Origin of the sequence: Paenibacillus ginsengarvi, assembly GCF_003626695.1 — a bacterium.
Classification (GTDB): Bacteria; Bacillota; Bacilli; order Paenibacillales; family NBRC-103111; genus Paenibacillus_AB; species Paenibacillus_AB ginsengarvi.
Window position 1 is genome coordinate 518,898 of the sequence record NZ_RBAH01000001.1, and the last position, 26,730, is coordinate 545,627.

A 26,730-nucleotide genomic window follows, 5' to 3' on the forward strand; every position below is an offset into this window, starting at 1 on the left:
GTTTTATGGCTCGCCTACGAACAACACTTCCGGAATGAGCTTCACTCCGAATGTATCGTTCACCGTTTGCTTGATGTGCTCCATCAGCCCCAACACGTCATTCGCTGTCGCGCCGCCGGTATTAATAATGAAGTTGGCATGCAGCGGCGACACTTCCGCTCCGCCGACACGGTACCCCTTAAGTCCGGCCTCCTCGATCAGCTTCGCCGCATAATGACCTTCCGGATTGCGGAACGTGCTTCCGGCGCTGGCCAGATGCAGCGGCTGCGTTTTCAGCCTGCGTTCCTTGTTCGCGGCATAAACGGCCTCGATCGATTTCCGGTCGCCCGGCCTCATCTCAAGTACGGCTTCCGTGACGATGCCCGGACGCGAATGAAGCAGCGAATGACGGTAAGCATATTCCATCTCCTCGTTTCGCAAACGAACCGTTTCCCCGGTTTCCAGTACAATTTCGGCTTCTTTGAGAATACGTGACATATCCGAGCCGTGAGCCCCCGCATTCATGTAGACGGCTCCCCCGACGGAACCTGGAATCCCGCCGGCGAACTCGAGTCCGGACAATCCCTGCTTGCTCGCCATTCTGGATAAAGGGATCAGCGACACCGCTCCCCCGGCCGTTATGAAGCTGCCGTCGAAACGGATGTAATCGAGCCCTTTGCCGAGCTTCACCACGACTCCGCGCACGCCTTTATCGGATATGAGCATATTCGAGCCGCGTCCGATCGTAAGATAAGGCAGTCCGGAACGATGCAAAATGCGCACGGTTTCCGCAAGCTGCTCTTTTCCGTCCGGAATGACGAGAGCGTCGGCGGGACCGCCGATTTTCCACGTCGTGAGCGGAGCGAGCGGTTCATCCAGATGAACCTGGCCTATACCGGCCGCAAGCAATTGTTGTATAACCTGGTGCATAGGGAACCTCCTTCAAGAAAATCGGGGACTTGAGAGTTGATCGCCGAACGCCTGCAGACCCTTCGGGCAACGCATCAAGTCTGAACATCTTAAGAAAAAACGGCCATTTTTTCCGCAGCTGCTTCCGCGGTTTCCCGGTATATGTCACGGTTATAGTGTATAGTATGTGAACCGCCGGGATGTGTGACAAACGCCTAGATCGGCGGATACGCGGGCAGCGGGAGATGGACGCCGCTTGACTATGCCTCGGCGCTTCAGCCTGCCGATTGCTCGATAAGGCCGATGATCCGGGTTATGCTGTCCTGATTCGAATGAGCTTTCATCCGCTCGATATACGCTTCGCGATGGTCGTACAGACGGAACAGCTCTTCGGCAAGCGTCTCGGGTGTCATCCGCTCCTCCTCCAGCACCTCGCTGAAGCCTTGGGCGCGGAACGACTCCGCATTCAGGATCTGATCCCCGCGCGAAGCGTTTCTCGAAAGCGGAACGAGCAGCATCGGCTTGCGCAGCGACAAAAACTCGAAAATCGAAGTGGAGCCAGAGCGGGAAACGACTACATCAGCCATCGCCAGCAGATCGGGAAGCTCGGTCGTCACGAATTCGAATTGACGGTAGCCGCGAACGCCGGCCAGCTCGGGATCGAGATGGCCTTTGCCGCACAAATGGACGATTTGGAACCGCTCCAGCAGCCGTTTCAGGCTGCCGCGCACCGCTTCATTAATTACTTTGGAGCCGAGGCTGCCCCCCATAACGAGCAAGACGGGCTTCTGCTTGTGGAATTCGCATAGATGAAGTCCTTTGATCGCGGAGCCGCGCAGCATTTCGTCGCGAATCGGCAGCCCGGTGCATTCCGTCCGTTTGCCGGACAGATGCGATATCGTCTCCGGAAAGGTGACGCAGATGCGCGAAGCGAACGGGATCGAAAGCTTGTTCGCCAGTCCCGGGGTCATGTCCGATTCGTGGATGAGCACGGGCACCCGATTCAGCCAGCCGGCCATAACGACCGGAACGGACACGAAGCCGCCTTTGGAAAAGACGGCATCCGGCTTCAGCTTGCGTATAAGACGATAGGCGTCCCAGACGCCTTTCATTACTTTGAACGGATCTTTAAAATTTTTGAGATCGAAGTACCGGCGCAGCTTGCCGGAGGAGATGGCGTGAAAGCGGATGCCGGCGTTTTCGATAATCGATTTTTCGATGCCGTCCGCCGAGCCGATGTACTCGATCCGCCACCCGTGCTCCTTGAGTCTGGCGATGAGCGCCAAATTCGGAGTGACGTGCCCGGCAGAACCGCCGCCGGTGAAGATGATCGATTTCATGTGGAAGCTCACCTCGCATAGCGGGAAATATTAAGCAGAACGCCGATGGCGGTCAGCATTAGCGTGAGCGAGGAGCCTCCCGCGCTAATTAGCGGCAGCGTAATGCCGGTAACGGGGAACATGCCGATGACGACCCCGATGTTGATAATGACCTGCACCGCGACCATGCCGACGATTCCGACGGCCAGCAGGCTGCCGAACGTATCAGGGGCGGTAATCGCCGTCCGCATCCCGCGCCAGACGAGCAGCGTGAACAGGAGCAGTATGGTCGCGCCGCCGATAAAACCGAGCTCCTCGGCGATGATGGAAAATATAAAGTCCGTTTGCGGCTCCGGCAAGTAGCTGTACTTTTGCCGGCTCATTCCTAGCCCGAGTCCGGCCAGTCCCCCCGGCCCGATCGCATACAGCGACTGAATCGACTGATAACCCGCGCCTAGCGGGTCTTTCCATGGGTCCAGAAAGGCGGTAATGCGCTGCAAACGGTAAGGAGCGGCCGCAATCAAGCCGACAAAACCGGCCAGTCCGACAAGCCCGAGATAAGCCAAATGCGACAGACGCGCGCCGGCGGTATAAATGATCAGCAGCGAAGCGCCGACCAGCACCGCTCCCGTTCCGAGGTCCGGCTGGAGCATAATCATACCGAAGGCGACGCCGATCAGTCCGAGCGCCGGCAGCAGGCCGCGTGTAAATTGCATAATTTTCGACTGCTCCTCGCTCAGCAGCTTGGCCAGGAACACAATCATGCCGAGCTTCATAAACTCCGAGGGCTGGATGCCGAAGGAGCCGATGCCGAGCCAGCTGCGCGCGCCGCCGCGTACGACCCCGATGCCGGGGATAAGCACGATGACGAGCAGCGCGAAGCAGACGATAAGCCCGACCTTTGCATACTTTTTCCATACCCAGTAATCGACGTTCATTGTAACGAACATCGCCGCTACGCCGAGAAGGGCGAATATAAGCTGCCTTTTCAAATAATAGAAGTAATCGCCGTAATCGTGAAAAGCTAGAACCGCGCTGGCGCTGTATACCATTACAACGCCGAACGTCAAAATGATCAGCGTGGATACTAGAATCCACGGGTCGGGGAACGAACGCATCTTCGACATCGCCGCATAACCTCCATAGACGGGGGCGGCGGATTGGAGTTTGAGCCGCTTAATCGGCTCTCTCTTCTCTACCTACCCTCTCTCGGGCTTGCTTGCAGCGTCTGTCACTGAGGCTGTGAACGAATCTCCGACGGGCTGCAAAAGCGAACTGAGCTACCAAAGGAATGAAAAAGTACAGCGGAAAGTTTACGTCCCGCCTTTGAAATCGTGTCCTAACCGCATAACACCAATTCCAAGGACACGATTTCAAGAGCGGGTGCAGCGTACTTTTCGTTCCTGACTTCCACGCTTCCTGTTCGCTTTTGCTTTTAACCCGGTGGAGCCTTTTTTCGTTCACGGTCCTCGTCCAGCCGATAAAACAAGCCCTTACTACAACTTATGCACCGACTCATTAAACATGCGTCCCCGAATCTCATAAGATTCGAACATATCCCAACTGGCGCAAGCCGGCGAGAGCAGCACGACATCGCCCGGCCCCGCGAAGGAACGGGCTTCGCGAACCGCTTGTTCCAGCGTTTCGGCTGCACTGTTCCCAGTATCGACCGTTTTGACCGCGCTAATCCCCGCTTCTTCTGCCAATCTCGCGAATTTATTTCTCGTTTCGCCCAGCGCGACGACCGCCTTCACATGCCGCTTCAAATAGGGAAGCAGGTCGGTAAATTCCGACTTGCGGTCCTGTCCTCCGGCAATGAGCACGATCGGCTGCTCGAACGACTTCAGCGCCATCATCGTGGCAAACGAATTGGTAGCTTTCGAGTTATTGTAATAGACGATTCCGTCCCGCTCCAGCACCAGCTCCAGCCGGTGCTCGACGCCGCGAAATTCGCGCAGCGCTTTGCGGACCGGCTCAAGTCCGGCTCCGGCGGCAAATGCTATGGCGATGGCGGCAAGCGCATCTTCCGCATTGTGGACGCCTGGAATGCCGAGCTCCTTGGCTGGCAGCACCTTGACCTCTACACCCTCTTCGTTCTTATAGACGATCCACTGGCCGTCTGACAAAGCAGCATCCCGCGACGCCAAAGGGGGCTCCAAGTAAACGCCTTGTCCAAGCCGCTCGCGGGTCGAGAACGGGATCAGTCTCGCCTTCGCCTGCTTCGCGATAACGCGGCATTCCGCATCGTCCCAGTTCAGCACGGCAACGTCCTGTGCCGTCTGGTTCGCAAACAGCTTCGCCTTCGAGGCGATGTAATCTTCCATCGTGCCGTGGTAATCGAGATGAGTCTCGCATACATTCAGAAGGCAAGCGATCGCCGGGCGGAAATGAACCGTTCCTTTCAGTTGAAAGCTGCTAAGCTCGACGACCATCCGATTCGACTCCGTCGCATCGACGGCCGCTTCGCACAGAGCACGCCCAATGTTTCCCGCCACAATCGGTCCTAGACCTGCTTCGTCGAGCATTCGCCCGACCCAGGTCGTCGTCGTCGTTTTGCCGTTCGAACCGGTAATCCCGATGATCGGCGCCTTGCATATGTAACCCGCCACCTCGACCTCGGTGACGACTTCGATGCCGAGCCGTTGCGCATCCTGCACAGGAGGAATCGTGTACGGAATGCCGGGATTTTTCACAACAAGCTTCACGCCCGGATGAATCAGCGTATCCGGATGACTCCCGCATAGAACAGAAATACCCAGAGCCGTCAATTCGTCGGCTTCAGGGCATAAAGAACGATCCTTCTTATCGTTTACCGTTACGGCCGCGCCGTACTCGTGGAACAGCTTCGCCACCGCCACACCGCTTCTGGCGAGGCCGAGTATGACAACTTCCTCGCCGCGGTATAACTCGGGATGATTCATAAGTATGCATTCCCCACCTTCCACAATTGCTAATTGATGTTGAACAGCGCTAGTCCTGCACATACGAGTCCGGCAAACCAGAACGTAACGACGATCCGCCACTCCGACCAGCCGCCCAGCTCGTAATGATGATGAATCGGGCTCATGCGGAATACGCGTTTGCCGCGGGTTTTGAACGAGACGACCTGAATGACGACCGACAGCATTTCGACGACGAAAACCGCGCCTACCACCAGAATAAGCAGCTCCGACTTCGTCAAGATGGCCGCCGCCGCGAGTCCTCCGCCGATGCCGAGCGATCCCGTGTCGCCCATGAATACTTTGGCCGGGTGAGCGTTAAATACCAGAAAGCCGAGTACCGCGCCTACCATCGAGGCTGAGAAAATAGCGGTTTCCATCTCCGAATGCACCATCGCGATAATCGTATACGCGCCGAATGCGATCGCGCTCGTGCCGGCCAGCAAGCCGTCCAAACCGTCGGTGAAATTGACCGCGTTGGACATCCCCAGCATCATGATGACGACGAAGGGAACGTACAGCCACCAGCCGATTTCGATCGAATAATCGGTGAACGGAATCGCCAGATCGGTCGTATGACCGCTTCGATATAAAAGGTAACATACGACGGCGGAAAAAAACAACTGACCGAACAGCTTTTGCTTGGCGGTAAGGCCTAACGACCGTTTAAACAATATTTTAATATAATCGTCCAAAAATCCGACAAGCCCGTAACCGAGCGAAGCGATCAGCAGAATGACGCTGTCCGCCGTCATATCGGTAAATCGCAAAAACGCGATCGATAACGCGAGCATGATAATGATGCCGCCCATGGTGGGGGTACCCGCTTTTTTCAAATGCCCTTGCGGACCGTCGGTGCGTATTTGCTGGCCGAATTTGAGACGCCGCAGAATCGGGATCAGAATCGGGCCCAAAATGAGCGCGAGCAAAAAGGCGGCTCCCATTGTAAACAAGATCACTTTCATTTCCATGACGGTCGGTTCCCCCTCCCTTCTATAGTTGTAACGTCATAAGCTTATGGACGACTTCCTCCAGCCGCATGCCCCGGGAGCCCTTAACGAGCACGATATCCTCCGGAGCGGCAACCGATGCGACTTCCTGCGCCAGCTCTTCTTTGTCCGCAAACCATCTGACCCGCTCCGGCGGAAAAGAGAGCCGCGCCGCTTCCGCCATATGGACGGACAGCGGTCCGTACGCAAATACATAATCGTACCGGTCCGGCGTGAGAAACTCGCCGATCTCCCAGTGAAACTGCTCCTCTTCGCCGCCAAGCTCCAGCATGTCGCCGAGCACGACGATTTTCCGCCCGTATCCGGTCAGTTCCCCCAGCAGTTCGAGCGAAGCGCGGGTCGAAGCCGGACTGGCATTGTACGCATCGTTCAAAACGGTCAAGCCTGTCGGTGCTTGCAGCTTCTCGATACGCATTCCTGTCGGCTGAGCCTTGCGCAATCCGCTGGCAATCGCTTCGGGCGTCAGGTCGAAATGGCGGCCGACGGCGATGGCCGCCAGTGCATTAACCGCATTGTGGCGGCCGAGCAGCGGAATGTGGTACACAGGCTCCTGCGAAGAACCTACCGTGAAGCTGGAGCCGTCCGCTTCGATCCCGACACGGCCAAGCTGCAAATCGTTCTGATCCGATGTCCCGAAGCGAACGCACGACATCGAATCGGGTTTGGCCGCCGCAGGCAGCAGCTTCTCGATCAGCGGCTCGTCGCCGTTATAGACGAGTACCCCGCCGCTGCGCAGTCCAGCCGCAATTTCCAGCTTCGCCCTGGCAATGCCCTCGCGTGAGCCAAGACGCTCCAGATGAGCCTCGCCGATCATCGTAATGACCGCGACTTCCGGCCTTGCAATCTGCGTCAGCAGCTCGATTTCGCCAAAACCGCGCATGCCCATCTCGAGCACCGCCAGCTCCGTGCTTTCGTCCATGCGCAATATCATCAGCGGCAAACCGATATCGCCGTTCAAATTCCCTTCCGTCTTAAACACGTTATAGGATTCGGCCAGCACGGCCGCTATCATATCCTTCGTCGTCGTCTTGCCGTTGCTGCCAGTAACGCCGATAATGCGTACGGGCAGCTGCTCGCGATACCGCGCCGCAAGCTGTTGAAGCGCCGCGAGCGTATCGTCGACGATAATGGCCGGCACTCCTGCCGGCGGCTCACCGCGATCGCGCTGCCACAACGTTGCGCTTGCTCCCCGGTCGTACGCTTCCTTCGCATAATCGTGCCCGTCGAATCGCTCCCCGATAATCGGAACGTACAAATTGCCGGCCTCGATCGTCCTCGTATCCTTCGACACGCCGCGAACAAGCATCGCCGCTTCGCCGCCCACTGCCGTTCCCGTTACCATTTCGGCGATTTCGCCGAACTTGCGAATCATCACTTCGATCTACCCCTTATCGCTTCCTGGGCAACAAGCCGGTCGTCGAAATGATGATGGACGCCGCCCACGATTTGGATTGGTTCATGCCCTTTTCCCGCAATTAATATTACATCGCGTGGGCTTGCCATTTCAACTGCTTTATAGATGGCGTCCCGCCGATCGGCGATCAGCTCGTAGCGTTCTGCGCTAAGTCCTTCACGAACGATGCCCGGCTCGATTTCCCGAAGGATCGCCTCCGGCTCTTCCGATCTCGGATTGTCGGAGGTAACGATGACATAGTCGCTGTGGCGGGCTGCAATCGATCCCATGATCGGCCTCTTCGAACGGTCCCGATCGCCTCCGCAGCCGAATACGGTAATAATCCGTCCTTCGCAAAATTCGCGGATCGTCTCGAGCGCCTTAAGCAGTCCGTCCGGAGTATGCGCATAGTCGACGATGACCAGGTAGTCGCTATCATCCCCGACCGTTTCCATTCGTCCCGGAACGACGCTTACCCTCTCTAAGCTATTCGCGATGAGCGGAAGTGGAATCTTCTCGATCAAAGTTGATGAAATGGCCCCGAGCGCATTGTATACGTTGAACTTGCCTACAAGCTTCATCGTAATATCCGCACGCTCGCCGAACGCCGTGACGGTAAAACGCGTTCCTTTGGAGGTCATGCGGATATCGGTCGCCCTCACATCGGCGTTCTCTCCGAGACCGTACGTAATGACCTGAGCGCTTGTAAGCTTGGCGTAATCAGCCGAAGCTTCGTCGTCTGCGTTCAGCAAGGCGAATGCGGTTTCGTCCGGATCGCCGGAAAACGCGTTGCCGAGCCGGGAGAAAAACAATCCTTTTGCCGCTTTGTATCGCTCCATCGTCTGGTGGAAGTCGAGATGGTCCTGGGTCAAATTCGTAAACAGCGCGGTGCGGAACCGGCAGCCTTTCACCCGGCCCAGCTCGAGCGCGTGGCTGGACACTTCCATCACGGCGTAATCCGCCCCGGCGTCAAGCATCCGGCGCAGATTCATTTGCAAATCCGACGCTTCCTGCGTCGTTCGTTCGGCCTCAAACCAATCGTCGCCGATTTTCATGCTGATCGTGCCCATCAGCCCGGTCCGGTACCGCTGGTCCCGCAAGATGAACTCTATCAGCGAGCTCGTCGTCGTTTTGCCGTTCGTCCCCGTCACCCCGATCAGCTTCAGCTCCCGGCTCGGATAGTTGTAAAAGGCGCAGGCGATAACGGCCATTGCGTACCTGGCATCCTTCACAAACAACTTGGGGAGCTCCCCGGGCACGTCTCTCTCTACAACGAGCGCAGCGGCACCCGCCTCTGCCGCCTTCGCCGCAAAGTCGTGACCATCGCTGACGAAGCCGGGAATGCACAGAAACAGATCACCCGGGCGCACTTTGCGCGAATCTGTCTGAATGCCCGTCACGACGGTACACGGATCGCCGGAAATCCGGGCTCCGATGAATAGCGAAGCGAGCTGCTCTAGCCGCATGATGACACCTCATCTGTAGTCGTATTGGAAAATTCCGGTTCATTAAAGTGTTACCAGTATTGACACTTTACCGTTTGAACACACGGTATACGCAAACCATTTTTGATCGAATGGGGTCCCCGCAAAGTAATCGGAATACGCTTCGTAGCTTATCTTCACTTTGTGGGGTTCAGTCGTAATCAGGATTCCGGGTGCTTGCCCATGTAGATGCGGATCGTGCTGCCCTGCTCCACCCGTTCTCCGCCCTTCGGTGCCTGACTGATCACTTCGTCGCCGCTGCCGAACTTCTCGAGACGGAAGTTCATATTCATATCTTCGTAAATATCGCTGACGGTATGTCCGATCAGATCCGGCACTTCGACCACTTTCGTTTCCCCGTAGCGGTATTCCCGCTCGAGCTGGTCCTTGCGCGGCTCCACGCCCATATACCGGAGCGCATCGGTCATAATATTTTTGACGACTGGAGCGGCTACGACGCCACCGAATTGAATGCCGACGGGATTGTCGATCGCGACGTACACGACGATTTTCGGGTCGTCGGCTGGGGCGAAGCCGATAAACGAGACGATATGCTCATCGGGCGAATAACGTCCGCCAATTACTTTTTGCGCCGTACCGGTTTTGCCGCCTACCCGGTAGCCGTCAATAAACGCCGTGCGCCCTGTTCCTTTCGCGACAACACTCTCCAGCGCCTCGCGCACCTGCTTGGATGTCGATTCCGAGATCACCTGGCGGACAAGCTCGGACTTAATTTCTTTTACCACTTGCCCCGTTTCCGGATTGTACCAGTTTTTGGCGACATGCGGCGTGAATAGTTTACCGCCGTTCACGGCTGCGGATACGGCCGTAATTTGCTGGATCGGGGTTACGGATACGCCTTGGCCGAACGCTGTCGTGGCAAGCTCGACCGGGCCGACCTTGGACAACTTGAACATGATGCCGTTTTCTTCGCCGCCGAGATCGATTCCCGTCTTCTGGCCGAAGCCGAACCGGCGAATATAGTCGAACAGCGTTTCTTTGCCGAGCCGCTGTCCCAGGGCGACAAAACCGGGGTTACATGAGTTCTCCACGACCTGTAAAAACGACTGGCTTCCATGGCCACCCCGTTTCCAGCAGCGCAGCCTTGCCCCGCCAACCTCGACAAAGCCAGGATCGAAAAACGTATCCCGCTGCAGGTCTACCTTCTTCTCTTCCAGAGCGGCGGCAAGCGTTATGATTTTGAACGTGGAGCCGGGCTCGTACGTCATCCAGATCGGCAAGTTCCGGTTATACACTTCACTCGGGTAATCCAAAAAATTTGTAGGATCGTAAGTCGGCCTTGCCGACATGCCCAATATTTCGCCGGTATTCGGGTCCATTGCAATCGCAATCGCATTTTTCGCCTGATGCTGAACCATCGCCTGGTCGAGCTCCCGCTCCAGATACGATTGAATGTTCTTATCGATCGTGAGCTGCAGGTTCAAGCCGTCGCGAGGCGCGCGGTAATGTTCGGAGGAGTTCGGCATGACGCCGCCCGAGGCGTCGGCCAAAAACGAAACATTGCCGTTAATGCCGGCAAGTTCGCTGTTGTACACCGCCTCGACTCCCGTCAGCCCTTTATCGATTCCGGTGAAACCGAGTATATGCGAGGCCAGCGTACCGAACGGATAATAGCGCTTATTGTCCTCCGCGACCTTGATGCCGGGCAAGTTCAGGTTGCGGACTTCCGCCGCCTTGTCTTCGGATATTTTACGGCCGCCCGGGCGTATATACACGCTGGACTCGCGTTTCGTAATCATTTTATAGACGTCGTCTTCGCCCATGTCCAGCACACGGGCCAGCGCGGCCGCAGTCGATCGCGCATCCTCGATCTGGGCCGGTATCGCCATAATGGACGGAGAGCTGATGTTATACGTAAGCCGCACGCCGTTGCGGTCCCATATTTCGCCGCGTTTAGCGGCGAACGGGATTTCCCGGCGCCATAAATCTTCCGCTTTTCTCGCAAGCTCGCTTCCGATAAATAGCTGGACATAGGCAAGCCGGGTTATAAGCGCGACAAAAATAATTCCGCTGCAAAACAGGGCGATTACAAGTCTGCGTCTGACCGTTACACTGGATACTTTCACGATTCTACCCCCTCCGAACCCTAATCCGATAGCTATGGCGCGATCAAAATAGTAATAGTTTTTGATCGCGCCTAGAGTGTTTCATAACATAGCTATTCGCTGGGTGAGGGGGTTAGAACAAGCTTTATGGCTTCGTTTTGGGCGGAGTGCCGGACGGTGTGCGCGTCGCGCCGGTTTGCCCGTTCCCGTTTTGCGGCGACTTTCCGGCCGTCTGCTGGTTTTGCAAGGCGACCTTCGCCGCTTCCGCCTTGGCCTTCTCGAGATCGTTCCACGGTACTAGCTGCAGACTAACTTTCATCTGATCTTCTGACGGCACGATCGTTTGAGCGGCGACATAACCTTCGCCGCTAACCTGACAATCGGCCTTCATGAACGAGCAGATGGCGAGCGCGTCGCGGAGCGATTTGCCCTGCAGGTTGGGCAGATCGACACCTTCCTTCTCTTCGGTCAACAAATAGATTCGTTGGTTCTGGCCGATTTCCGTACCTCCTGCCGGAAGTTGGGCGATTACGCTCGCGCCTTTGCCGAGCAAATCGTACTTCAGCTTGAGATTGCCTAGCTCTTTCTTCGCATCGGCCACCGTTCTTCCCGACAAATCCGGAGCGGTCAGCTTCTTCTCGACGCCAGAGAGCTCCTGCGTCACCGTCGCCTTGACGTTCATATAACGCAAGCTTTGCGACATGATTTCTTTGAAAACGACTGGGGCGACAAGGCCGCCGTTATGGTAGTTGCCGTGCAGATCCGGCTGATCGGCTTGCACGAGCACGACGATCTTCGGATCTTCAACCGGAGCGTACCCGACGAATGTAATGACCCACTGATCTTCCGAATATTTGCCATTAATAACGATATTGGCCGTACCGGTTTTCCCCGCGACGCGGTAGCCTTCTATCGCCGCATTTTTACCGGTGCCGAACTCGCCGGACACAACCTGCTCCAAATATTCCGTCACCTTGCTTGCCGTCTGCGGGGAAACGACCTGGCTGACCATTTGCGGCTCGAACGTTTGAACCGGCTCGTTCGTTTTCGGATCCAAAATCGCTTTTACGACATGCGGCTGCATCATTTTTCCGCCGTTCGCAACAGCGCCGTAAGCCGCAATCTGCTGAATGGCCGTAACCGATACGCCGCCCTGTCCGTACGTGGCTGTCGCGTAATCGACAGGATAATTAAACCGCACCAGCCCTTTCACTTCTCCGGGCAAGTCGATTCCGGTCTTCTGCCCGAAGCCGAACTTGTTAATATACTTCACGAAATTGTCCGGCTTCAGCTTCTCGTAGCCGAGCTTCACGAACGCCACGTTACTAGACCGCTTCAGTCCCTCCAGATATGTAATCGTCCCCCAGCCTGCGCCGTTATTGTGGTCTTTCAACGTCCGGTCGTATATTTTGATCGAGCCCGATTTGAATCTGTCGTTCGGGTCGAACAATCCCTCTTCCACAGTGCCTGCGAGCGTCACAAGCTTAAACGTCGAGCCCGGCTCGAACTGCGACGAAATGGCCGTATTGCGGAACGCTTCCGGCTTGGCATCCCAATATTTGGACGGATTAAATGTCGGCATATTGGCGAGACCGAGAATTTCGCCCGTCTTCGGGTCCATTGCGATCGCGGTCAAGCTTTTCGGCTTAAACTCCGCAAACGAACGCTCCATCGCCGTTTCCAGATACGACTGGATGTTTCTGTCGATCGTAAGCTGCAGCGTCTTGCCATCCTCGGCCGGCTCGTAGCTCGCTTTGGCATCGGGCAGCTCGTAGCCCATCCGGTCTTTCTCGGTCACAATATAGCCGGGTTTTCCTTTGAGCAGATCGTCGTATGCCGCCTCAAGCCCCATGACCGCCTTGCCGTTCTTGTCGAAATACCCGAGCACATGCGCAGCCAAACTGCCTCCCGGGTAATAACGCTTCGGCGACTCCTCCAGATATACCCCATGCGTGTACAAATTGCTTTGGCTGTTGATCGGCATCGTCAGCTTCAGCTCCGTCGCGATTTTGTCGGCCGTCTCCACATCGATTTTCCAGCCTTCGCTTCGTACCTCGACCCAAGTCGAGAGCGTGCCGTCTTCTTTTTTCTTCGCCATCAGCTCCAGCAGTTCCGCCTCCGGCTTACCGAGAATCGCGGACAACGGCTTTACGATCTCGCGTCCGTTTTTGAGCGAGTCGATAATTTTTGGATTGAGCACGACCGTATAAGACGGCCCGTCCTCCGCCAGCACTTGGCTATGCCTGTCGACGATCATGCCGCGAACCGGCTGAATCGTCCGGTTGCGCTCCCACATTTCCTGCGCCTTCTTGATCAGTTCGGATGCGTCTACGATTTGGACCATATACATTTTACCGATAAGGACAATAAAAAATAGGGTGAATAATCCCCCTATCCATAAGGTGCGAAGCTTTACTTTTTTAGTCATATGCTTGGTACCTCTTATTCTTTTTTCATGGCAAGCGGGTCATTATTCGGCACCGTTTTCGTAATCTGGTTCAGTTCCTCGTTCGGAACGAGTCCCATCGCCTTCGCCTGATCGAGCAGCCTCTTCGGGTCCTGGTATTTCGTAATTTCCAGCTTCAGCTTGTTGTTCTCGAGCTGCAGCACTTTGATTTGACTCTCTATTTTTTGCATCCTCGTATTGAGTTCATAGATTTGCGCATAACGCCAAATGATAACGCCCGCCACCATAACGCACACGATGACGGTAAACAAATACAACAGCTTCTCCTGAACCGGAATCGATTTCCTTTTGACGACGATTTTTTTCTTTTCCTGCGGTGGTTTCTGTTTCGGTTTTTTGACTGGTTTTTGCTCAATCGCCAAGTTACCGTTGATGTATGCCGACATTCGTGTGTCATCCTCCTTCGGGCGTTCCCCCATATCTACTGGCTTTGTGCATTACGTTTTACATTTTCTCCGCGACACGCAGCTTGGCCGATCTTGCGCGCGGGTTAACCTCCAGCTCGGCAGCCGACGGCACAATCGGCTTGCGGTGAACAAGGGCAAGATCTCCCTTACGGCCGCAGACGCAAACTGGGAAATCCGGCGGGCACGTACACTTGGGCGCATGCCTTGCAAACTCATGCTTGCATATCCGGTCCTCCAGCGAATGGAACGTAATAACGGCGACCCTTCCTCCCGGAGCTAGACACGCGATCGCTTGTTTGACGGAATCCTCGAACGCGCCAAGCTCATCGTTGACTGCGATTCGGAGCGCCTGAAAGCTTCGCTTCGCCGGATGCGGGCCCGTTCGTCTGGCTGCTGCAGGAATCGCTTCCTTGATCAGTTCCGCCAGCTGCCCGGTCGTTTCGATTTTGGTCGTTTTGCGCGTTTCCTCGATCAGCCGGGCAATTTTGCGGGAAAACTTCTCCTCGCCGTATTCAAACAAAATGCGGGCGATTTCGTCCGCGCTCCATTCGTTTACAATATCCGCAGCGGTCAGATCCGTATCGCGGTCCATGCGCATGTCCAGTTCCGCATCGTGATTGTAGCTGAAGCCGCGCTCCGCTTCGTCAAGCTGCGGCGACGACACGCCGAGGTCGAACAAAATGCCGTCCACTTGCGGCACGCCGTCCATTTGCGGCACGAAATCAAGCCGCTTCAGCTCGCTGCGCAAATAACGGAAATTGCTCTTCACGAGATGTACGCGGTCGCCGTACGGAGCAAGCCGGATTTTCCCGTTGTCCAGCGCAATATCGTCTTGGTCGAACGCAATCAGCTTGCCTCGCTCCCCCAGCTTCGAAGCGATCAGCGAGCTGTGTCCGGCTCCTCCCATCGTGCAGTCCACATAGATGCCGTCCGGGCGAATATGCAGCGCCTCTACCGACTCTTCCTTCAATACGGTTACATGCTCAAACAATCTGTAGTCCTCCTGTTGTCCATCGTTCATCCGGATAAGTCCTATATCGAAGCTGTGTCGCTTATGCTCGCTTAACGTGAAACTAAAAAACAAAACTTATAGATCAAAGTTGAAGTCCACGAGCTTCTCGGCAATTTCGTTGAAAGATTCCTCCGACTGCTTGAAGTAGTGTTCCCATATTTCTCTGCTCCAAATCTCCACCCGGTTGGAAACGCCGAGCACGACGCAATCTTTGACGAGCTTCGCGTATTCGCACAGGTTGTTCGGGATGTTGATCCGGCCTTGCTTATCCAGCTCGCACTCCGTCGCCCCGGAGAAAAAGAAACGGGTAAAGGCGCGGGCGTCTGCTTTCATCAGCGACAAGCTTTTCAGCTTCTGCTCGAGTACCGTCCATTCCGCATGCGGGTAAACGAACAAGCAGTTATCGAGTCCGCGGGTGACGACGAATTGGGCTCCAAGCGATTCCCTGAACTTGGCGGGAACGATCATTCGACCCTTCTCATCGATCGAGTGCTGATATTCCCCCATGAACATCTACTTGGCCCCCCTTTCTCCCCACATTCACCCACTTTCCACCACTCTGAACTTGTAATTCGGCAAACAAAAAAAAAATCCTGCCTTGTTTAGGCAAGATTTTTGAAAATATGTTCACAAATCTGTTTAAAATCAGGCTATCGCGATTTATTCCGCCCCATTTTGCTTCCGCTCCGCGTCGGATTCTTCCCCTGCGGCAGCCGAATTTTGCAATCGGATCTGTCTCGCCCGCTCCTGCTGCCGCATACTGTTCGCTCTCCGCTTCCGGTACAGGATATAAAGCGGAACGCCGATAATCGCAGCAACGACGAGCACCGGAAGGGCTGCCGCCAGGACGATTAAAAGGCCCTGCAAAATTACGATCAGCACATTCGAACTGCCGGTAAGCGCCTTCGACAGTTTGGCGGCGAAGGGAGTCTGGTCTTGGTTACCGCTTAAACCCGCTTTAGCGATTTTTTGATACAGTCTGATTTCTACGGTCGAATACGCGACGTTTTGCTCCAAATAACGCATTCTGCCTTTTAGTTGTTCGATTTCGGTTTGCACTTTTCCGATCTGTGCGGAGAAAGCGACGAGCTCATCGCTTTTCGTTGCTTTGCCCATAAAGTCCAGCAGCCTGGCTTCCTCGGCTTGCTTGGATTTCAGACGGGCGTCCAGATCGACGAATTCTTCGGATACGTCCTGCCCCTGCACGCTTCGCTGAATCGACTTGTGCTCGGCGCTCTCAAGCTCGGCCAAAAACCGGTTGAAGCCGCCGGCCGGCACCTTTACGACAAGGGTGGCGCTTTTCTCGTAATCGGTTTGGTTCTCGGAAAATTGCAGCAAATAACCGCCCGCCAAATGAATCCGGTTGTTTATGTCCGTGTTCGCACTCGCGAAATCGGCAACCTCCATCGTCACGTTCGCTTTGTAAATAATTTGCCGTCCCGCAGGCGCTTCCGCCGCTATCCCCGTTCCTGTTCCCGAGCCGCCCGTTGCCGCGGGAGCCGGTCCTCCCCCCACCGTCGTCCGCTCTGCCGGCGCCGCCTGATTCGATAAGGATGTTTGGCTGCTGCCGCTGCTTGCCCCTCCGCCCGCGGGAGCCTCCCTCTTCGCCGGGGCCGAGTCCGCCTTTTCTACCGCCGCCAAGGAGGAACTGCCTTCGTCTTTTGCGGCTGCGCCGCATCCAGTCAGCATCGCCGCAGTCAGCATACTGCCGGCAAGTATCGCCGCCCAGCTTTTCTTTTGTACCATCGCCATGACCCGTGCCCCCTTATTTTGGAAAGGTTCACCTCTTCAGACGCCGAAGCATTCGGAATAGTTGCAATATTATGGAAAGAAAACTTACGAAAAATGCGGAATTATGCATAAACGGAGCAGCCGCTTGGGGATAACAAAGAGGACAACCATTTGGACCAAAGGAGTTTTTCTTATGATTAACACGCTCGCCTGGCTCCTGATCCTGATCACGGCCGTCGGGCTCGTTCTGACGATTGCGGTCGGCAGACGGCAGCATAAGCGCGTTTATGACCATAACGCGTCCGACACGACAGCCAAGCACCCTTTTCTGGCCAATCCGGTCTTAATTGCCTACGTGCTGTTTCCGATTGTCATCATTATCGGCGCCGCCATACTGATGCTATATTCTTAATCCGGGGAGGACGAAACAGGTGGACAAAAAAACGTATTACGTGTCGGTGCAGGCCGGCTCCGTACTTGAAAATCAGGGCGATGCCGCCTATGAGTTCGAAATCGTCGCAACCGAGCAGGAAGTGGATTTATTGCTGGAGCGATTCGGTGAACTGAGCGATGCCGATAACGCTCTGGCGGTTCGCGCCCATATGCCCGGACTGCCGTACCATCAGGACTCCGACAGCGACTACTACGACTACTCGCTCACAGAGATTTACCGGGTCCTATATGACCTCGGCACGGACGAAACGAAGGAAACGATTGCGAACATGGGAGCTATCGGCGAACAGTCCAAAGCGATCGAACAAGATTCCCCTCAAACATAAGACAGTGTTTCTCTCGGCTCGGAAATTATGAAAAGTATAACGGCCCCCCGTATCGCATCAAGCGATGTTTCGGGGCCTTTTTGCGCTGCGGTGCCGTTATGCCGTTTAAGATAGACAACCGCCGACATATTCGGAATAATGAATATATTCGAATATTAGCCTCGGGAGGCATAGCTTTTGAACAATCATTCGCCGAAGTTTTCTCCGCTGCTCTCCTGCTCTCTCGTGCGCAGCCGCAACGCAGGCAAAGCGCGCTGCGAGCCGGCCTGGCACTGGCGTCCGCAGCAGCCGCTGAACGATTACGATCTGTGGTACGTTGTCGCAGGGAAGGGCACGATGCGCGTTGACGGAAGTAGTTACCCGGTTCGCAAAGGGAGCTGCTTTCTTCTCCGGCCGGGCGACAAGCCGGAAGCCGTTCAAGATCCGGAAGACCGGCTGACCGTTATTTTTATCCATTTCGATATGACCGACGGCGCTACCGGCTTCCGTCTTCCCGATGACGCACTGCCTGGACGCCATACGCAGGTAACCGATACGCTTTTCAGCGAAATGCTGCTGAACCGGCTGCTGCAAACGCTGTACGAGGAGGGGCCCTGGCCCGATGCCGAGTTCGCCCTCGCTATGAAACAGCTGCTTCTCCATCTATTCCGCAAGCAGCAGGAGGGGCAATCGTACGCGGCAAGCAAGCAAAAACAGACGATCGCCAGAGTCGTCGGCTACATCCGGGAAGACGCCGGACGCCGCTTGACGCGCGAGGAGCTCGCGGAACATGTGCAGCTGTCCGCCGAATATTTGAGTCTATTGTTCAAGCAGCATACCGGCACTTCGATCAAGACGTATATGACCGATGTGCGCCTGGAAAGAGCGCTTCATCTGCTGATGGAAACGACGATGAACGTTTCGCAAGTGGCCGAATCGCTAGGATACGCAAACGTCTATTTATTCAGCAAGCAGTTCAAGATGCGCTACGGCGCTCCCCCTTCCGCTTACAAATGGGGGTCGGAGCCTGCCAAAGCCCACGGGCCTGCGGAACAGAAGTAACGAACAACGGCCCGTATCGGCTTCAGTATAAAAAAAACCGTCATCGCTTCATTCTTCGGTCGGCCCTTATCCGTTATGATAAATTCAAATCGAACGATAGGGAGGCTGACTGTGAATGACGAAAAAAACGGGTACCGAGACGCGCACGCTGCATTCGTACGAGAATACGGAAGAGGAGCAGCTCGCGAAGCAAATCGCCGGAACGTTATACCGGTACGACTGCGTTGAATCGGAACGTATCCCTTCGCTCGCCGACTTAACGGAAGAGCATGTCTCGTTATTTTGGGAGCGCGGATATCTCGTGGTTGACAAGCTGCTGGATGAGACGGAGATCCGCAGCTCGCTGGAAGCGCTGATGGACATCGTATACGATCGTTCGCAAGGCTCCAAGGTGCAGTTTGTGAAGCCGAAAGCGGTGCTGCGCACGGATGAGGAGAGGGAGCTTGCGGCGCGAAAAGTGTACGATTATGTGAAGCATGAGCCGCGGCTGCAAGCGATCGCCGCCCATGAAGGCATGTTGGCCGCCTTGAACCGTTTATTCGGCGAAGGAGCCAAGCTCGCCCAGGATCAGGCGATCCTAAAGCCGCCCACGGGCGGGGCGGAGAAACCGTGGCATCAGGATATGGCCTATGGGCCGCTCGCCTACGACAAGTCGGTTATCGGCATCTGGATCGCGCTTGATCCGGCCGAGCTCGATAACGGCTGTATGCATGTAATTCCATACTCCCATCGCGACGGCGCCGTTCCTCATTACGCCGTGCGCGATTGGCAGCTGTGCGACAGCAGCGTACTTGTCGAGCGCGATGTCGCTGTACCGCTTCAGCCTGGCGGAGCGCTGTTCTTCTCCGGACTGCTGCACCACGGCACTCCGCCCAACTTCTCGGTCAAGCGGCGTCGGGCGCTTCAGTTTCATTACGCGCCGGAATCGGCGAACAAACTGACGGCCGCCGAGTACAAAAGAATCTTTACGAACGAATGGACGAATGCGGAGTGCTGAAGAGCCGCCGATAAAAAGCAAAGAACCCCATCCTGGCAGGATGAGGTTCTTATCATTTTCGGGGATCCCCGCAAAGTATTTTGTATAAGCTTTGAAGCTACACTCCACATTGCGGGGGATCATCTCCGAATAACACGCAGAATTAATGCTCGGCCCAGCTGTCCAAATAAGCTTTTTGCTCCTCGCTGAGCGAATCGATGCCGAATCCGAGCGATTCCAGCTTGAAGCGGGCTACTTCCTCGTCAAGCTCGTAAGGTACGTTTACGACCTTGCTGCCGATCGCTTTGTACTGGTCGTTGACATATTTCAGCGACATCGCCTGAAGCGCGAACGTCATATCCATAATTTCCGCCGGGTGTCCGTCTCCCGCTGCCAGGTTGACGAGGCGTCCTTCCGCCAGCACGTACACTTTGCGTCCATCCTTCAGCTCATACTCCTCGATATTGCGGCGAACGGTCCGTTTCGACTTGGACAACGCCTCAAGCTCCGGCTTGTTCACTTCGACGTCGAAATGACCGGCGTTCGACAAAATCGCGCCGTCCTTCATGACTTCGTAGTGCTCGCCGCGGATCACATCGCGGTTGCCCGTTACCGTTACGAAGAAATCGCCTACTTTAGCCGCTTCGATCATCGGCATAACCGCAAAGCCGTCCATGTACGCTTCGACCGCCTTGATGGCGTCGATTTCCGTAACGATGACGTTGGCGCCCAAACCTTTCGCGCGCATCGCCACGCCTTTGCCGCACCAGCCGTAGCCGACGACAACGACAGTTTTGCCGGCAACGACGAGGTTCGTCGTGCGGTTAATTCCGTCCCACACCGATTGGCCCGTACCGTAGCGGTTGTCGAACAAATATTTACAGAAAGCATCGTTAACGGCTACCATCGGGAACTTCAGCTTGCCGTCTTTCTCAAGCGACTTCAAGCGCAAAATGCCGGTCGTCGTTTCTTCCGCGCCGCCGCGAACACCCGCAAGCAGGTCTTGACGCTCGGAGTGCAAAATCGTGACCAGATCGCCGCCGTCGTCGATAATGAGGTCCGGCTTCGTTTCAAGCGCATGGATGAGCAGCTCTTTATACTCCTCGGGAGAAGGATTATATTTGGCGAATACGGTAATGCCGTCTTCGACAAGCGCCGCGCAGACGTCGTCCTGGGTGGACAGCGGGTTGCTGCCGGTAATGGTTACTTCGGCGCCGCCGGCTTGAACGACTTTGGCCAAATAAGCCGTTTTCGCTTCCAGATGAAGCGAAATCGCTACTTTCAGCCCTTTAAACGGCTGCTCTTTTTCGAAGCGGTCCCGAATCCGGTTTAATACCGGCATATGAGCCCGCACCCAGTCGATCTTCAAATGTCCGTCCGGAGCCAGTGCCGGATCGGCGATAATGCTGCGTTCTTTTGCGCTTGAACTCATATTCAATAATGCCTCCTCGCGAATGGTAAAAATTAAAAATATACGATATGGTGACTGCCGTCGCGGTCGAGAGGCGTTCCCGCCAATTCGCGAAGCCAGCCGCCGCCGTATTTCACTACATACTGAAACACGTTGTACACGCGTTCCTGCGGCTTGCCGCCCGGCAGCACCGACATGCGGATGCGCTCCCAATGGCGCAAAGCGGATTCATGCTGTGCCCGGAATCCTTCGGCCGCCTTCGCTTCCAAAAATTCGATCTGCTCGACAATCTTCTGCCGGTTCGTTTCGCCCAGCTTGCCAAGGCCCGGATTAATCCCGGCGACCGAAGCTACGACAGGCGCATAAAGCTCTGCGAATTTGGTTTTCGCCTCAGCGAACAGTTCTTCCACCTGAATCGAGCCTTGGGCAGCAAGCCATTGCTCCTGCTTCTCATCAAGACGGAGCACGACATCCTCGAACTGGAGACCAAACTTGTTCATCTGCTTCTGAATCGTGCCTTCCAGCAGCGTAAATTCGTACCTCGGCACCAGAATCGGCATCTTCAGTCCGAACAGGCCGAACGCTTCGCGAAGCAGTCCCCAATAAGCGATTTCCGAAGGACCAAGCACGACGGAAAGCACCGGGAACAAATAGTCCTGCATGAGCGGCCGGGTCATGACATTGTTGCTCAGCCGCTCCGGCGTATGCTCCGCCAGCTCGAGAAGCTCCTGCTCCGTAAAGGAAGCGGCCCCTTTGCGATCCGTAAACCGCTCGCCCTGCCTGCCGAGCAGCAGTCGCTCGCCTTCGTGATAAACGAACAAATGCGCTTGTCCCGGTTGAAGCTCCACCTGCGCCTTGTAACCGCGATCTTCCAGCCGGCCTTTGGCGCGAAGCAGGGTGTCGTCAAGTTCGCCTTGCCGCCGGACGATAGACTGGAACATGTCCGCTTCCAGCTTGCGCAGCTGCGGATCGTCGGAGTCGATGAGCACAAGACCGAATTCGCCGAAAAGCCAGGCCATCGTCCTCGCAAATTGTTCCGTCAGCGTATCCGAAGCGCTCGTGATGGCGCGAATGCGTTCCATCAGCTCGGGCTTGAACTCCGTGTTCATGAGCACCTGCTCGAGCTGCGAGAGCGCATCCTCCCACGCTTCAGGCGGCACGCTCCACTGGCTGACCGACGATTTCTTGTCCGGGCCGGCCCCAAGCTTGATCTTCTGCGCGGCAAGCGTTTCATTCAGAACGAACGTATGATTGACTTCATCCAGATCGTGATCCTCGCCGGCAATCCAGAACAGCGGAATCACCTTTCGGCCCAAACGCTCCGAGGCTTGCCTCGCTTCGTTAATCACCGTAATCGCCTTGAACATGACGAGCAGCGGTCCCGTGAACAGGCCCGCCTGCTGGCCCCCTGTCACGACCAGTGTATTCCGGTCGCGCAGCGCCTCGATATGGCTCGCCGCGGCAGCGCCGTTCCCGATCTGTTCGTTATATGCGAGCAGCGTGCGCACAAGCTCATCCCGATCCGCCTGGGGTCTTGCTTCGCGATCGAGCCACTCCGCGCGTTCACGGTCGCTCGTTTCGCTCCAAGGATTATACTCGTACAGGGAAGCTACGGATGAAAACTCATAGATGTAGTCCCGCGTTATCGGCTGCGCGGGTTTTTGCCGGAACGTTTCGACTCTCATACGGCAACCCCTTCGTTTGTATGTATCGGTCTGCACCAGTAATGTCGCAGTAGGCTACTTGCACAATACGATTGTACACGGAAGGACAATATTCGTCAAAGTGCTGTCGCACGGCGCAGGAAAAGCGCAAATACCTCGCATAGCGCTCATCCTATGCGAGGTGTGCCGGAAAGGTGCACGTTAGGAGCTTTAACGGAATTACCGCCTAAGCTGACGAACCGGGTCTTTGCCGAATTAAGCAAAGTGACACGCTGACGAATGCCCCTCTCTCGTCTCCCTCAGCGGAGGCTCCTCCTTGGCGCATATATCGGAAGAGAGCGGACAGCGCGTTCGGAAGCGGCAGCCGCTCGGAGGGTTTACCGGACTCGGCAAATCGCCGCTTAACACGACTCTTTCCCGCCCCTCCTGCACATCCGGATCGGGTATGGGGATCGCCGACAGCAGCGCTTTCGTATACGGATGAATCGGATGCGCATACAGCTCTTCGCTGGGAGCGATCTCTACGATTTTCCCCAAATACATAACGGCGACGCGATCGCTAATATGTTTCACCATCGACAAGTCATGCGCGATAAACAAATAGGTGAGGCCCATCTTCCTCTGCAGATCCTGCAGCAAGTTGACGACTTGCGCCTGAATCGACACGTCCAGCGCCGAGATCGGCTCGTCGCATATAATAAACTTCGGATTGACCGCCAGCGCCCTCGCGATGCCTATCCGCTGCCTTTGGCCGCCCGAAAACTCATGGGGATAGCGAGTAGCATGATCCGCATTCAGGCCGACCAGATCGAGCAGCTCTTCCACCCGTCTCTTCCGCTCGCCGCGGCCGTTCGCCAGATGATGAATATCGAGCGCTTCCCCGATAATATCCGTGACGGTCATCCGCGGATTCAGCGACGCGTAAGGGTCCTGAAAAATCATCTGCATGTCGCGCCGCAGCGCCTTCAGCTTCGATCCCGTAAGCGAATAAATATTCGTGCCGTTAAAATGGACGGTGCCGTCCGTAGGCTCGTACAGCCGCAGGATCGTGCGCCCCGCCGTCGATTTCCCGCAGCCCGACTCGCCGACTACGCCGAGCGTCTCTCCTTGCGCAATCGAAACGCTGATACCGTCCACCGCCTTCAGCAGCCGGCCCTTGCCCAGATCGAAGTATTTCTTAAGGTTGCGTACTTCTATGAGCGGACTGCTCATCTCGCCGCCTCCTTCGCCAAAGGATGCATCAGCCAGCAGCGAACGAGCTGCGTGTCGCTTTCGCGGAACAGCTCGTAATCGTGAAGAACGCATACGTGCATCGCATGCTCGCACCGGTCGGTAAACGCGCAGCCGGCCGGCGGCTTGATCAGATCGGGCGGCGTCCCGTAGATCGGAATGAGCGGCTCGTCCTTGCGCTGATCGATCCGCGGCAGCGAGCGGAGCAGTCCCTGCGTATACGGATGCTTCGGATGTTTGAATATTTCCCGGATCGTCCCGGTTTCCACGACCTTGCCGGCATACATGACGATCACTCTGTCGCACATGTCGGCCACGACGCCCAGATCGTGAGTAATAAGCACGATGGACGTCCCGAGGTTTTTTTGCAAATCTTTCATCAGCTGCATGATCTGGGCCTGAATCGTCACATCAAGCGCTGTAGTCGGCTCATCTGCGATCAGCATCGCCGGGTTGCAGGCAAGCGCTATGGCGATCATCGCCCGCTGGCGCATCCCCCCCGAAAATTCATGCGGATATTGTCTTACCCGGTCCTCGGGGTTCGGAATGCCGACTAGCTTCAGCATTTCCACCGCCCTGCGGTTCGCCGACTGACTGGACATGTTCTGGTGTTTGATCAGACCTTCGGTAATTTGCCGGCCCACCGTCATGGTCGGATTCAGCGAAGTCATCGGGTCCTGAAAAATCATGCCGATATGCTTGCCGCGTATACGCTGCATCTCCTTCTCCGACTTGGTCAGCAGCTCCTCCCCCATAAACCGGATGGAGCCGTCCTTGATCACGCTCGGCGGAGACGGAATGAGCCGCATGATCGTTTGCGCGGTGACGCTTTTGCCGCTGCCGGATTCGCCCACGATCGCCACCGCTTCGCCCTTGTTCACCTGAAAGCTCACGCCGCGCACCGCCTGAACCTCCCCGCCGCGCACGCGGAAAGACACTTTCAAATCGCGCACGTCCAAAATCGGTTCCATAAGTCCCCTCCGCCTGCCCATTTATTTTCGCATTTTCGGATCGAAGGCGTCCCGCAGCCCGTCGCCGAACACATTAAACGCAAACATCGTCAAGCTGATCAGAACGGCCGGGAAAAATAGCCGCCAAGGCAAGTACATCCACGAGGAGAGCGAATCCGAGATCATCGTCCCCCAGGAGGCGGCGGGCGAGTTGACGCCAAGTCCGAGGAAGCTGAGGAACGCCTCGGAAAATATCGCTTGCGGCACGGTCAGCGTCAGCGTGACGATGATCGGCCCGGACGCGTTCGGCAGCAAATGCCGGAACAGAATGCGGAAGAAGCCTGCGCCAAGCGACCTGGATGCGAGCGCGTACTCGTGATTTTTTAGCAGCATGATCTGCCCGCGGACGATCCAGGCCATCTTGATCCATCCGGTGACGACAAGCGCCAATATGATCGTATACATGCTCGGCTCGAAAACGACGACGAACAGGATGACGATCAGCAAATACGGGATCGAATCGAGCACCTCGGATATGCGGTTCATGACCTCGTCGACTTTTCCTCCGAAGTAGCCCATAACGCCCCCGTATACGACTCCGACGAGCAGGTCGATCAGGGCGGCGAACAAGCCGACCCGCAGCGATATGGATGCCCCCATCCACGTGCGGGCGAACATATCCCGCCCCAGATCGTCCGTACCGAACCAATGCTCGCCGGAGGGCGGTTCGTTCGTATGCTGCAAGTCGTTGGCGTAATAGTTGTACGGCGTCATCTGCTGTCCGAAGATAGCCATAACCGCCAGCAGGATGAGGACGACGAGACCGGTCATCGCCAGCTTATTGGAACGAAGCCGCTGCCAGGCGTCCCTCCAGGACGACAAGCTTTCCCGCACCACTTTGTCTCCTCGCTGCCTGTCCTTGTCCAGCGGGATAAACAGATCAGGGGTAAGCAGCTCGGGTGAGCCTGCTGCCGTATATTCCTTCATCAAGCTTTCCCCTTTCCGCCCGACAGCTGAATGCGCGGATCGACCAAGCCGTAAGCGATATCGGTCAAAAATCGCGATATCATAAGCAAAGCCCCGTAAAACAGCGTCAGCCCCATAATGAGCGTATAATCGCGATTTTCCACGCTTTCCACAAAGTATTTGCCGAGCCCAGGTATGCCGAATATTTTCTCGATGACGACCGAACCCGTAATGACGCTCGTAGCGAGCGGGCCGAGATACGTGACGACCGGCAAAATGGCGTTTCGCAGCGCATGTCGGACCGTAATCGCGCCGCCGGATAAACCTTTCGCCTTCGCCGTCTTCATAAAGTCCGACTGCAGCACCTCGAGCATGCTCGAACGCATCAGCCGAGCGATAAACGCGATCGGCATAAAGGCGAGGGCTAGCGTCGGCATCACATAGTCGAGCGGCTCGTTCAAGCCGGCCACATTAAACAGAGGCAGCTTCACACCGAACACATATTGCAGCAGTGTTGCCATAACGAAGCTGGGCACTGCAACGCCGAGCACCGCCACAATCATCGCGATGCTGTCCATCAGCCGGCGGTGCCGCAACGCGGCAACCGTACCAAGAGCGACGCCGATCAGCACGGAGACGATAACGGCGCACAGACCTAGCCGGAACGAGTAGCCGAACGCGCTGTTAATAATTTGATTGACCGAACGGTTTTGCCATTTCATCGACATGCCGAGGTCGAGAGACAGCACGTGCTTGATATATTCCACGTATTGCAGAAACAGCGGCTTATCCAAGCCGTAATACGCCATCAGGTTGGCCTTGATTTCCGGCGGAACCGCCTTCTCCGACAAGAACGGGTCGCCCGGTATCGCCTTCATCAGGAAAAACGTGACCGTTGCCAAAACGAACAAGGAAACGACCACGAATACGAATTTTCGAAGCAAATAACGCGCCAATGCCGCACCTCCAAACTGAACTTGGACAGCTGCGGGAATTG

Annotated in this window: 23 protein-coding genes; 4 read left to right on the forward strand and 19 right to left on the reverse strand. The window is 56.0% G+C overall.

Annotated features, from left to right (window positions below):
• Positions 1 to 3: 3 nt before the first annotated feature.
• The 13 genes from murB to D7M11_RS02795 form a co-directional block, all read right to left on the reverse strand.
• Positions 4 to 909, reverse strand: a complete 906-nt coding sequence (murB, locus tag D7M11_RS02735; RefSeq protein WP_120745595.1) for a UDP-N-acetylmuramate dehydrogenase — start codon at positions 907 to 909, stop codon at positions 4 to 6.
• Positions 910 to 1,163: 254 nt separating this feature from the next.
• A complete protein-coding gene (locus tag D7M11_RS02740) occupies positions 1,164 to 2,228 on the reverse strand; it encodes an undecaprenyldiphospho-muramoylpentapeptide beta-N-acetylglucosaminyltransferase (RefSeq protein WP_120745596.1) in 1,065 nt (354 codons plus the stop codon).
• Positions 2,229 to 2,236: 8 nt separating this feature from the next.
• Positions 2,237 to 3,334 (reverse strand): stage V sporulation protein E, encoded by a 1,098-nt coding sequence (gene spoVE, locus D7M11_RS02745; RefSeq protein WP_120745597.1) that lies wholly within the window; start codon positions 3,332 to 3,334, stop codon positions 2,237 to 2,239.
• A 369-nt stretch (positions 3,335 to 3,703) separates the two neighbouring features.
• On the reverse strand, positions 3,704 to 5,128 hold the full coding sequence (gene murD / locus D7M11_RS02750) for a UDP-N-acetylmuramoyl-L-alanine--D-glutamate ligase (RefSeq protein ID WP_120745598.1): 1,425 nt from the start codon (positions 5,126 to 5,128) through the stop codon (positions 3,704 to 3,706).
• 29 nt (positions 5,129 to 5,157) lie between these two features.
• The gene (gene mraY / locus D7M11_RS02755; protein WP_120745599.1) at positions 5,158 to 6,117 is read right to left on the reverse strand and encodes a phospho-N-acetylmuramoyl-pentapeptide-transferase; all 960 of its coding nucleotides are present in this window, start codon (positions 6,115 to 6,117) and stop codon (positions 5,158 to 5,160) included.
• A gap of 22 nt (positions 6,118 to 6,139) precedes the next feature.
• Entirely contained in the window at positions 6,140 to 7,531 is a 1,392-nt protein-coding gene (locus D7M11_RS02760) for a UDP-N-acetylmuramoyl-tripeptide--D-alanyl-D-alanine ligase (RefSeq protein ID WP_120745600.1), read from the reverse strand.
• Complete coding sequence (locus D7M11_RS02765) at positions 7,528 to 9,015, reverse strand: UDP-N-acetylmuramoyl-L-alanyl-D-glutamate--2,6-diaminopimelate ligase (protein WP_120745601.1); 1,488 nt, start codon at positions 9,013 to 9,015, stop codon at positions 7,528 to 7,530. The genes D7M11_RS02760 and D7M11_RS02765 overlap by 4 nt, the downstream gene beginning before the upstream one ends.
• A gap of 179 nt (positions 9,016 to 9,194) precedes the next feature.
• Positions 9,195 to 11,120: a stage V sporulation protein D gene (locus tag D7M11_RS02770; RefSeq protein ID WP_120745602.1), complete on the reverse strand. Its 1,926-nt coding sequence runs from the start codon at positions 11,118 to 11,120 to the stop codon at positions 9,195 to 9,197.
• Between the two features lie 124 nt (positions 11,121 to 11,244).
• Positions 11,245 to 13,527: a penicillin-binding transpeptidase domain-containing protein gene (locus D7M11_RS02775; RefSeq protein ID WP_120745603.1), complete on the reverse strand. Its 2,283-nt coding sequence runs from the start codon at positions 13,525 to 13,527 to the stop codon at positions 11,245 to 11,247.
• Positions 13,528 to 13,541: 14 nt separating this feature from the next.
• Positions 13,542 to 13,952 (reverse strand): cell division protein FtsL, encoded by a 411-nt coding sequence (ftsL, locus tag D7M11_RS02780; protein ID WP_158606398.1) that lies wholly within the window; start codon positions 13,950 to 13,952, stop codon positions 13,542 to 13,544.
• Between the two features lie 58 nt (positions 13,953 to 14,010).
• Positions 14,011 to 14,964, reverse strand: a complete 954-nt coding sequence (rsmH, locus tag D7M11_RS02785; protein WP_193556079.1) for a 16S rRNA (cytosine(1402)-N(4))-methyltransferase RsmH — start codon at positions 14,962 to 14,964, stop codon at positions 14,011 to 14,013.
• Positions 14,965 to 15,060: 96 nt separating this feature from the next.
• Positions 15,061 to 15,498, reverse strand: a complete 438-nt coding sequence (mraZ, locus tag D7M11_RS02790) for a division/cell wall cluster transcriptional repressor MraZ (RefSeq protein WP_120745606.1) — start codon at positions 15,496 to 15,498, stop codon at positions 15,061 to 15,063.
• A 147-nt stretch (positions 15,499 to 15,645) separates the two neighbouring features.
• Positions 15,646 to 16,737, reverse strand: a complete 1,092-nt coding sequence (locus tag D7M11_RS02795) for a DUF4349 domain-containing protein (RefSeq protein ID WP_120745607.1) — start codon at positions 16,735 to 16,737, stop codon at positions 15,646 to 15,648.
• A 172-nt stretch (positions 16,738 to 16,909) separates the two neighbouring features.
• Between D7M11_RS02795 and D7M11_RS02800 the strand changes: the two genes are divergently transcribed.
• The 4 genes from D7M11_RS02800 to D7M11_RS02815 all read left to right on the forward strand — a co-directional run bounded on the left by D7M11_RS02800 (position 16,910) and on the right by D7M11_RS02815 (position 19,533).
• Positions 16,910 to 17,128 (forward strand): hypothetical protein, encoded by a 219-nt coding sequence (locus D7M11_RS02800; protein WP_120745608.1) that lies wholly within the window; start codon positions 16,910 to 16,912, stop codon positions 17,126 to 17,128.
• Between the two features lie 19 nt (positions 17,129 to 17,147).
• Positions 17,148 to 17,495, forward strand: a complete 348-nt coding sequence (locus D7M11_RS02805) for a hypothetical protein (protein WP_193556080.1) — start codon at positions 17,148 to 17,150, stop codon at positions 17,493 to 17,495.
• A gap of 177 nt (positions 17,496 to 17,672) precedes the next feature.
• Positions 17,673 to 18,536, forward strand: a complete 864-nt coding sequence (locus tag D7M11_RS02810; protein ID WP_120745609.1) for a helix-turn-helix domain-containing protein — start codon at positions 17,673 to 17,675, stop codon at positions 18,534 to 18,536.
• Between the two features lie 115 nt (positions 18,537 to 18,651).
• On the forward strand, positions 18,652 to 19,533 hold the full coding sequence (locus D7M11_RS02815) for a phytanoyl-CoA dioxygenase family protein (RefSeq protein ID WP_120745610.1): 882 nt from the start codon (positions 18,652 to 18,654) through the stop codon (positions 19,531 to 19,533).
• A 142-nt stretch (positions 19,534 to 19,675) separates the two neighbouring features.
• On the opposite strand, the gene D7M11_RS02820 is transcribed toward D7M11_RS02815, so the two are convergent.
• The 6 genes from D7M11_RS02820 to D7M11_RS02845 all read right to left on the reverse strand — a co-directional run bounded on the left by D7M11_RS02820 (position 19,676) and on the right by D7M11_RS02845 (position 26,689).
• A complete protein-coding gene (locus D7M11_RS02820; RefSeq protein WP_120745611.1) occupies positions 19,676 to 20,944 on the reverse strand; it encodes an adenosylhomocysteinase in 1,269 nt (422 codons plus the stop codon).
• Positions 20,945 to 20,976: 32 nt separating this feature from the next.
• On the reverse strand, positions 20,977 to 22,608 hold the full coding sequence (bshC, locus tag D7M11_RS02825) for a bacillithiol biosynthesis cysteine-adding enzyme BshC (RefSeq protein ID WP_120745612.1): 1,632 nt from the start codon (positions 22,606 to 22,608) through the stop codon (positions 20,977 to 20,979).
• A gap of 234 nt (positions 22,609 to 22,842) precedes the next feature.
• Positions 22,843 to 23,799 (reverse strand): ABC transporter ATP-binding protein, encoded by a 957-nt coding sequence (locus tag D7M11_RS02830; RefSeq protein WP_120745613.1) that lies wholly within the window; start codon positions 23,797 to 23,799, stop codon positions 22,843 to 22,845.
• Positions 23,796 to 24,788, reverse strand: a complete 993-nt coding sequence (locus D7M11_RS02835) for an ABC transporter ATP-binding protein (RefSeq protein ID WP_120745614.1) — start codon at positions 24,786 to 24,788, stop codon at positions 23,796 to 23,798. Before D7M11_RS02835 ends, D7M11_RS02830 begins: the two co-directional genes overlap by 4 nt.
• 21 nt (positions 24,789 to 24,809) lie before the next feature.
• Positions 24,810 to 25,754 carry an ABC transporter permease gene (locus D7M11_RS02840; protein ID WP_120745615.1) on the reverse strand — a complete coding sequence of 315 codons (945 nt, stop codon included), beginning with the start codon at positions 25,752 to 25,754 and terminating at the stop codon, positions 24,810 to 24,812.
• Positions 25,754 to 26,689, reverse strand: a complete 936-nt coding sequence (locus D7M11_RS02845) for an ABC transporter permease (protein ID WP_120745616.1) — start codon at positions 26,687 to 26,689, stop codon at positions 25,754 to 25,756. Before D7M11_RS02845 ends, D7M11_RS02840 begins: the two co-directional genes overlap by 1 nt.
• Between the last annotated feature and the right edge of the window lie 41 nt (positions 26,690 to 26,730).